6 protein-coding genes are annotated in these 7,875 nt (G+C 62.4%); 4 read left to right on the forward strand and 2 right to left on the reverse strand.

Features of this window, described 5'->3' with window-relative positions:
* Nucleotides 1-348: 348 nt before the first annotated feature.
* Nucleotides 349-3,111: an RHS repeat-associated core domain-containing protein gene (locus ACZYX4_RS17410; RefSeq protein WP_463878303.1), complete on the forward strand. Its 2,763-nt coding sequence runs from the start codon at nucleotides 349-351 to the stop codon at nucleotides 3,109-3,111.
* Nucleotides 3,093-3,359 (forward strand): hypothetical protein, encoded by a 267-nt coding sequence (locus tag ACZYX4_RS17415; protein WP_463878305.1) that lies wholly within the window; start codon nucleotides 3,093-3,095, stop codon nucleotides 3,357-3,359. The genes ACZYX4_RS17410 and ACZYX4_RS17415 overlap by 19 nt, the downstream gene beginning before the upstream one ends.
* 442 nt (nucleotides 3,360-3,801) lie before the next feature.
* Here ACZYX4_RS17415 and ACZYX4_RS17420 read toward each other — a convergent pair whose 3' ends face one another.
* On the reverse strand, nucleotides 3,802-4,377 hold the full coding sequence (locus tag ACZYX4_RS17420) for a recombinase family protein (protein ID WP_463878308.1): 576 nt from the start codon (nucleotides 4,375-4,377) through the stop codon (nucleotides 3,802-3,804).
* 1,092 nt (nucleotides 4,378-5,469) lie between these two features.
* Here ACZYX4_RS17420 and ACZYX4_RS17425 point away from each other — a divergent pair.
* The gene (locus ACZYX4_RS17425; protein ID WP_463878310.1) at nucleotides 5,470-6,159 is read left to right on the forward strand and encodes a hypothetical protein; all 690 of its coding nucleotides are present in this window, start codon (nucleotides 5,470-5,472) and stop codon (nucleotides 6,157-6,159) included.
* A gap of 48 nt (nucleotides 6,160-6,207) precedes the next feature.
* Here the strand turns inward: ACZYX4_RS17425 and ACZYX4_RS17430 are convergent, their stop codons facing one another.
* Nucleotides 6,208-6,939 carry a hypothetical protein gene (locus ACZYX4_RS17430; protein WP_463878312.1) on the reverse strand — a complete coding sequence of 244 codons (732 nt, stop codon included), beginning with the start codon at nucleotides 6,937-6,939 and terminating at the stop codon, nucleotides 6,208-6,210.
* A 346-nt stretch (nucleotides 6,940-7,285) separates the two neighbouring features.
* Here ACZYX4_RS17430 and ACZYX4_RS17435 point away from each other — a divergent pair, with 346 nt between their 5' ends.
* Nucleotides 7,286-7,774, forward strand: a complete 489-nt coding sequence (locus ACZYX4_RS17435; RefSeq protein WP_463878315.1) for a DUF3644 domain-containing protein — start codon at nucleotides 7,286-7,288, stop codon at nucleotides 7,772-7,774.
* Nucleotides 7,775-7,875: the final 101 nt, after the last annotated feature.

A 7,875-nucleotide genomic window follows, 5' to 3' on the forward strand; every position in this document is an offset into this window, starting at 1 on the left:
CCGGCGCACACGCTTCGCAATGGCAGCGCCGTAAGGAACCTATCTGGGGGTGGCGGGCCCATGTTCCCAACACACTGGGAACCGCCCGGGCCCGGGTGATCTCAATCTCTGCGCACTCCCCGAATCCATCATGAGGAGGGAAGTGCCCGGCCTGATTCTTAGCGCTCTTTTGGCAGGAAACCAGCCACCAACACGGCATGATTCTCCGGCTGAAACGGCCTACAGATAGTCGATCACACACACGCCAAGGCAGTCGCCGCCTGGCGCACCGCCCTCAAACCGGCCGGCACACCCGCGATTGCCCAGCGCAGCTTCAGCACCGCATCCACCGAAACCGACACCACCACCGTGTCCCTGCCCGCCCCGGCAGGGCGGGCTGCAGGGGACCTGCTGGTCGCATCCTTCACCGCGGACCGGAACCCCACGGCCGCTGTCCCGGCCGGATGGACCGCGATCGCCGACGGGCTGCCGATCAACAGCTCAGAGTCCTCGGGGGCACGGGTTTTCGCCTACTACCGGGTGGCCGGTTCCTCCGATCCGGCGAACTACACCTGGACGCTCAGCACCGCCAGGAAGTGGGGCGGCGGCATCAGCGCCTACACCGGTGTCAACACCACCACACCCCTGGACAGCACCGTCGCGACCGCCGTGGACAGCAGCTACGCCGCCACCAGCATCGAGGTAGGCAGCATCACCACGGCCAGCAACGGAGCCGCGCTGATCGGCGGCCTCGGGTTCGACAGCTCCAACTCCGCCGCTTCTCCGCCCCCCGGGTGGAGTGAGCGCTGGGAAACCAACGGTGGCCAGATCGCCGAAGTGGCCGACAGAATCCAGGACCCCGCCGCCTCAACGACCCACACCCTGCAAGCGGTCGACCCGACCACCTCAACCCTGACCGACACCGCCGGGCGCGTGACGACCTACAAGTTCAACGCCGCCCGCCAAACCACCTCAATCACCGACCCGCTCGGCAACATCACCACCGACACCTTCGACACCCACGACAACCACCTGAGCCGCCTTGATGACCTGGGCAACCTCACCACCTCGACGTACAACCCGAACAACACCTTGAAGAACATCACGTCCCCGGCCGGCGCGACCGGCGGAACCGGCAAGCAGGTCGACTACACCTACCCCGCCCCCACCGCGGGCGAGGCGTGGCTGGAGTTCCAGCCCCTCTCCTCCACCGACAGCGAAGGCAACGTCACGAACTACACCTACGACACGGCCACCCAACGCCCGTACCAGACCATCACCCCGGGCGGCGCAGCCGGTGGCGGCACCACCGTCAACCGGTACAAGGGCGACGCGGCCGGCACCACCTGCGGGAGCCTGCGGGGCCAGCTCTGCACGACGGCCGACGGGAAGGGCAACACGACCTCCATCACCTACGACGCCGCCCGGAACCCGGTCACCATCGCCCGCCCCGCCCCGCTGGGGTCCATCACGAACACCTTCGACGCCGCAGGCCGGGTAGCAACCAGCAAGGACGGCAAGAACCAGATCGCCACCTACGCCTACGACGACAACGACCGGCTGCTGCAGACCCGCTACGGGACCTGCGTCCCGGCGACCTGCGTGACCTACACCTACGATCCGAACGGCAACCTCAAAACTCGCGTAGATGCCGCCGGCACCACAACCCACTCCTACGACGTCCAGAACCGGCCGACCGCCAAGACCACCGGCGGCGGCACCACCTCCCTTGCCTACGATCAGGCGTCCAACGTCACCGGCTTCACCGACCCGACCGGGACCGTGAACTACCGCTACGACGCGGCCAACCGGCTGACCGCCCTGGCCGAACCCGGCGGGTCCTGCCCCGCCACACCGGCCTTCCCCAACACCACCAAGTGCACCGGGTTCAGCCACGACGACAACAACCGACGCACCGCAACCACTTACCCGACCGGGGTGAAAAACACCACCGTCTACGACAACGCCGGACGGATCGCATCCATCACCGCGACCAATACCGCCGCCGCGGTCCTCGCCAAGCGTGCCTACACGTACACCACGGGCGGTGCCATTGCCAGGGACGGCGCGCTGCGGAAAACCATGACGACCGAAACCGGGTCCGTCACCACCTACACCTACGACGCCGTGCAGCGGCTCAAAACCGCAGTCACCGGCACCGTCACCGAGGCCTGGACCTATGACCTGAACGGCAACAGGCTCACCGCCGCCAAAACCGGGGCCTCAACAGTCCATGCCGCGTACAACGCCGCAGACCAGCTCTGCTGGACCGGCAACTCCGCAGCAGCCTGCACGGCACCGCCGTCCGGAGCCTCCACCTACACCCACGACGGAAACGGCAACACCACCAAAGCCGGCCCACCCACCTTCACCTGGAATGCCTTCGACCAAATGACCGCAGCCGGGGCCACGAACTTTGCCTACGCCGGGTCATCGAACACCGAACGCACCACCGCCGGAGCCACCACTTTCCTCAACGGGTCCCACGGCACCACGAGGCAAACCACCGCCGGGGCGAACACCTCGTTTATCCGAGACCCGGACGGTACGCTCATCAGCATGCGCAACAGTGCCGGTGCGAGCTTCTACTACACGGCCGATGCGCTCGGCTCAACGATCCTTCTCACCGACAGCGCCCAGGCCAAAGCCGCGTCCTACGCATACGACGCTTGGGGCAACACCACCGCCACCGGGGCGCAGGCCGCGGCCAATCCCTGGCAGTACGCCGGCGGCTACAGAGACGCCGCCACCGGATACACCAAATTCGGCGCCCGCTACTACGACCCCACCACCGGACGCTTCACCCAGCCGGACCCCTCCGGACAAGAAGAGAACACCTACCTTTACGCTGGCGCGAATCCCATCACCAACGTCGACCCCACAGGCCATTCATTCCTTGGGGATGTCATCGGCGGGGTGGTCGGTGCCTTTTTCGCCGCGCCGCTTGACGGCGTAGTGGGACCGATCGTCGGAGGGTTCGCCGGCGGATGCCTTGGCGGAGTAGTCACTGGCCTTATCGACGGAGAGGGGACGCCGTCGCAGAATTGCGTTTCGGGAGGTGCAGTTGGGGCATTGACGGGGGGCGCCGGTGCATTGGGCAGAGCGTTCGGTTCATGGTTGAAGGGAGTTTGAGTTTGATGGTCAAAGATGCGGGCAAGAGAAGCGCAGCGCGCTACTGGGCGCTCATTTTCGCGGCCTTCGTAGCTGCTTTCATCGTCGGGTGGGCAGTTGCCTACCTGTCTGTATGGATCATGGGCGGCCGAATGGGGGAAATCGAAGGCGTCGGCAAGTACGTCTCCATCATCGTTTCACTCGTGTGTGCCGCCGCCGCGTACATGGTCGTTCTCCGGCAGGCTTTCAAATTCAAACCGGGGAAATAGCCCAGACGCCGCAAAGGGACTCACCAGCGCTCCGACCTTGCGGGGCTCTCTCATGGGGACAACCTAACGCCCAGCGCGTTCGGCCTCGTCCGAGAAAGTGTCGATAGGGGTGGTGGGGCCTTATTCGTCCGTTCTACCGGGGCCAGGAAGGAAGGATTAAGACAGTCATACAGCCCGAGCGAGGCGAGGCCCGTGCAGTAGACCTGGGCGCTAGCTGGGCAAAGCCGGAAGCCGAAGTCTCCAGGCAGCGCGCGGTCTCCGCTCTAATTTGTGGTTCTCTCGCGTGCAGAGCGGGATGGCTGGTGTCTTTAGACGTTGCGCGCCTCCAGCTAACGAGACGCGCGGCGCTCGGCGGTGCATCGCTTGACGCGGGCGTCCTTGGAATGACGGTCTTTTTCAGCCTAAAAATCGCACTCTTAACAGGGGGCACCGGCATCGGTCCTCACGTGGTGCGTCTTTGGAGTTCGCGGTACACGGTCGTCCGTGACACCCGGAACAGTTCGGCCAGGTCGGCCTGAGTATGCTCGCCGGCATCGTGCAGCGTCAGAAGATGCTTCCGCTGCGTCTTGGACAATTTTGGCTGCTTGCCTTTCAGTCGCCCCTTCGCTTTTGCGACCGCCATGCCCTCGCGGGTGCGAATCCGGACCAGATCCGCCTCAAATTCGGCCACCATTCCCAGGACGTTGAAGAGCAGCCGGCCGACCGGATCAGTCGGATCGTGGGTGCTGCCGCCGAGACTGAGGGCTACCCCTTTGGTCGTCAGCTCATCGGCTATATCCCGGGCATCGGAAAGGGACGGCGCCAAACGGTCCAGCTTGGTCACCACGAGCGTATCGCCAGCTCGGCATGCCGCCATCGCTTCACGGAGTCCGGGGCGCACACGGTTCGCTCCCGTTAGTCCGTGATCGACGAAGATCTGCTTCTCTTCAACACCCAGGGCAAGGAGAGCATTTCGTTGAGTGGTCAGATCCTGATCGTTTGTCGAGACCCTGGCATAACCGATCTTCATCCCAGTCATAAGAAACATAGTTGCAGTAATCCCCCCGTCACCGTGCATATCACCGTGCGGGTCTTACGTACATGGACTGAGCCAGCACCTACACGGGACGTGGCGGCGCGGTTTCTTGGCACGGTGATCGACCGGCTTATGGAACGTTTTGAAAGGCTCTATATGGGACACCCTTGCGGGACGATAGCAATTAGCTGAGCGAAGATTTGAAACACGCGCCTGCCTGAAAGCCCTGAGTATCTCAACGTAATTCAGGACCACTAGGACGGCCTGATCCAAGACCACCGAGGACGCTGCCCAGTGCCAGCGAATGCTCTACAGGCCGAGCATGGGACGTTTGGTGCAGGGGCCTGGTTCATCCTGACTTATTTTCCGGATACATCTCCATACCGGGGGCCGCCGGATAGCTATGTGGCCCCCAGACTCCACCCAATAAGGCCCCCGATAATGAAGCCGCCTCCCAAAACCAGGAACACCGTCGCAACCAGTCGTATCTCGCGACGTTTCCTACTTCTATAGGCCTCCAGAACGTCTGCGTCCTGATGGATGAAGAGATTCCAGTTGGTCACCAGCTTGGCCAGCGGGTTGGAGATTGCCAAGCAAAATAAGCCCCCGAGCAGGACGACCAAACCAAACACCAGAGCCGACATGCTCATCCTCCTGGTTCACCCCTGATCGGTTGCCCGCATTCTACGGTCCAGAAGCCATCAGGCCAACGACCTGCTGTGGCGGCGGCTCCGTGACGCCCAGCCCTGAGAGCCCCCCTTAAGCGGCTCCGCACCGGGCGATCAGAGACCCCGTAGACTGATTAGTAGCGGAAGGGAGCAAGCATGACCAAGCGCCAGATGCCCGGTACCTGGGTGTTGTACTTGATTCCACCCTTCGCCTTCGCCACCTTCCTCGTTTGGCTCATGAGGGACGTCTGGCATTGGTTCTGACGGGCCCCGTCGCCCCCTTCACGCCCTGATAGCCCCGCTCGCTCAGGGAACCTTTACCGGACACTCCAACGGGTAACTCAGGTCCTAAATGCTCACGTGCGAGAACTACCCGTTCAGTTTGCAGTTCCGGTAATCGGACACGAACCGGCAGTAGGGTCGAGCTGTGAATGCTACAGAGAGCCGACAACCATGGACCTTCGCGGCAGTCTGCGTGATGGTCGCCGCGCTGACGCTCCTAATGTTTGGCTCGCCTTGGGGGTCGGTGATCGAGCTGCTGCCTGGCTATGTTGCGGCATACCTGCTGATCGGAGTCTGCATCTTCGGTCCCGCCCGGAAGTTGCCGTCGCTGCGGCAAGCCGTGGCGTTCCTGCTGCCCGGCGCCCTGCTGGTTCCCCTGGCACTTCTGAACCTGGGTTTCTGGGCCGGCGGCTGGCTGCTCGGCCTGCCCGCATGGGGACTCCTGCTCAGCCGGTGGACACCAGAGGACCAGCTCAAGCCTGTCCAGCTGCTGAAGTTCCTGGGGTTGATGGTGCTGGGCTTGGTGATCTTCACGTTCAACGTCATCTACCCGGTCTTTAGCCTCGGCCTGTTCCTGCTGCCAATCATTCCGCTCGTCCGGTTGGCCTACTCCCAGTACCGGGCAAGGTTACTGCAGGCGGCCGCGGAGGTCCTTCTGGCCATAACTGCTGTCGTGCTAGCCCTAGTGATCCCCACACCTGACGGCTCATGGTCCTCGCCCCTGACCTACGCAGGCGGAGCGGCAACCGCAGGCCTGATGATGGCGTACTGGGCCTGGGGCCTGCCGCGCCGATCTTCCCGGCTACGGCAGTTCGATAACGGGGCTATCGTCTAAGCACTGATTCTCCTGCTCACGCTGCCCGTTAGCGGATCCTCGAGCGGGTCACTTTCGTGGTGCCTTTGCGCCCGGGGCGCCCGGCTCTGCCGTGCGGTCAAGGAACCTGCCAGTGCGCTGGAAGTCCCGGACACCGTAAATCGCTCCAATCACTAAGACGGCCACACCAGCCGCCATGAACCATGAGATGAACCCGGGTCCTCGTAGGACCTGGGGAACGAATATCAGCGGAAGAATGGGCATCCACATGAGCTGAGTGGCAAGATTCTTCCGCAGTTGCACGGCCGCGGCCCGCGAAACGACAAGGTGATCCGGGTTAACGGCTGTCTTCCCGAGGACCTGGCGCCGGATGTCCTTGCGTTCTTCGTCCTCTAGCGAGAGAAGTACGTCGATCCTGCCCATCTCCGCTGCGGGCGCGATCTTCTTCGCATTGTAAATGAGTCCCCCGATGGCAGCACCCAGCACTGCAAGGAAGAATCCGAACACCAAGAAGGACGGCCAGTCCGCCGGTTTGCCGCCGAAGGCCAGCATCCCACCGACGGTTCCCGCCGTGATAAGGATGATCACCTCGGCCGGGAAATAGAGCGTGTAATAGGTCTTTAGGGCACCGCCCAGGCCCAGGTCTGCAATGCCTTGCGCTCGTCTTGTGGCGGTAGTCCAACGGTCGTCGGACTTGGGTATGAGATCGTCTATTCCGCTCATCGTCCGCTTCCCCCTGAGCGCGAGTAGTGATGCAAGGCCCGGCTGTCCTTTGCCAATGCCTCTGAACCTGATGCTCAAATCCTGAACTACATCTAACCAGAAGCCAACAGCACAATCCCTGACCAAAAATATAGGGCACCTGTTCAGCATCAGGCATCGATTGCCGGCTTGAACGGGTCCAGCCGGGGCGAGGACCTTTCAAGCGTCTTCCGCGCGACGGGACAGGGTCCGAAAAGGCCTGAGTTTTCCGCCCGGTCAGGGTTCCTATAACGGACCGGCCTACGGACGACAAAGACAGCTTTTAGATTGGCCCCTAAATTAGTAGCTTGCAGCGACCCGCCGCCCTTCTCATGATTGCTCAGAGTTCTCGGTCAGTAGCTCTAAGCTCGGTCATTGACGATCTTCCTGACCGAGGTGATGAAAAGTGCCGCAGCCCTATGTCTCTTCCCGGCGCCTCGTCGCGAATTCACTCTCGGCAATGCTGGCAGCGATTGAGGTCTACAACAAGCCGCGAATGGAGTACCGAGACGAGGTCACCGTGGTTCTCGTCGTTAACGCCTGGGAACTCGCGCTGAAGGCGACCCTACGGCAGGCGGGAAAGCGCATCTTCTACCCTAAGAAGCGCAACGAGCCCTACCGGACGCTGGCGGCTGAAGATGCACTCAAGCAGGTGGTCATCAACAAGCTCTTCCCGACAGGTGTTGACGGCACGGCCTTGGCAGCCAACGTCACAGCTCTCGTCGGGTACCGTAACCGCGCGGTGCACCTCTACGCCGCCGATTTGGGCGAGATGGTTTACCCCTTCTTGCAGACCAGCGTCCTCAATTATCGGGACTTCATGCTCGACCGCTTCAACAAGGACTTGGCCGATTCAATTACCTGGCAGCTCCTGCCCCTCGGCGCTAAGCCTTGATCCACCGATGAGGCTTGGGTCGTCTCCGGCGTTTTAAACACGAAATGCCCATCTTTTCAGCGAAAATTGGACTTGCGACAGAACACTTTTTGCTGAAGAAG

It is taken from the genome of Pseudarthrobacter leeuwenhoeki (genome assembly GCF_055412885.1).

Excerpts from the sequence above, each read along its gene's own strand:
- ACZYX4_RS17415 (WP_463878305.1), top strand. The coding sequence starts at position 3,093 with ATGGTTGAAGGGAGTTTGAGTTTGATGGTCAAAGATGCGGGCAAGAGA.
- ACZYX4_RS17420 (WP_463878308.1), bottom strand. The coding sequence starts at position 4,377 with ATGACTGGGATGAAGATCGGTTATGCCAGGGTCTCGACAAACGATCAG.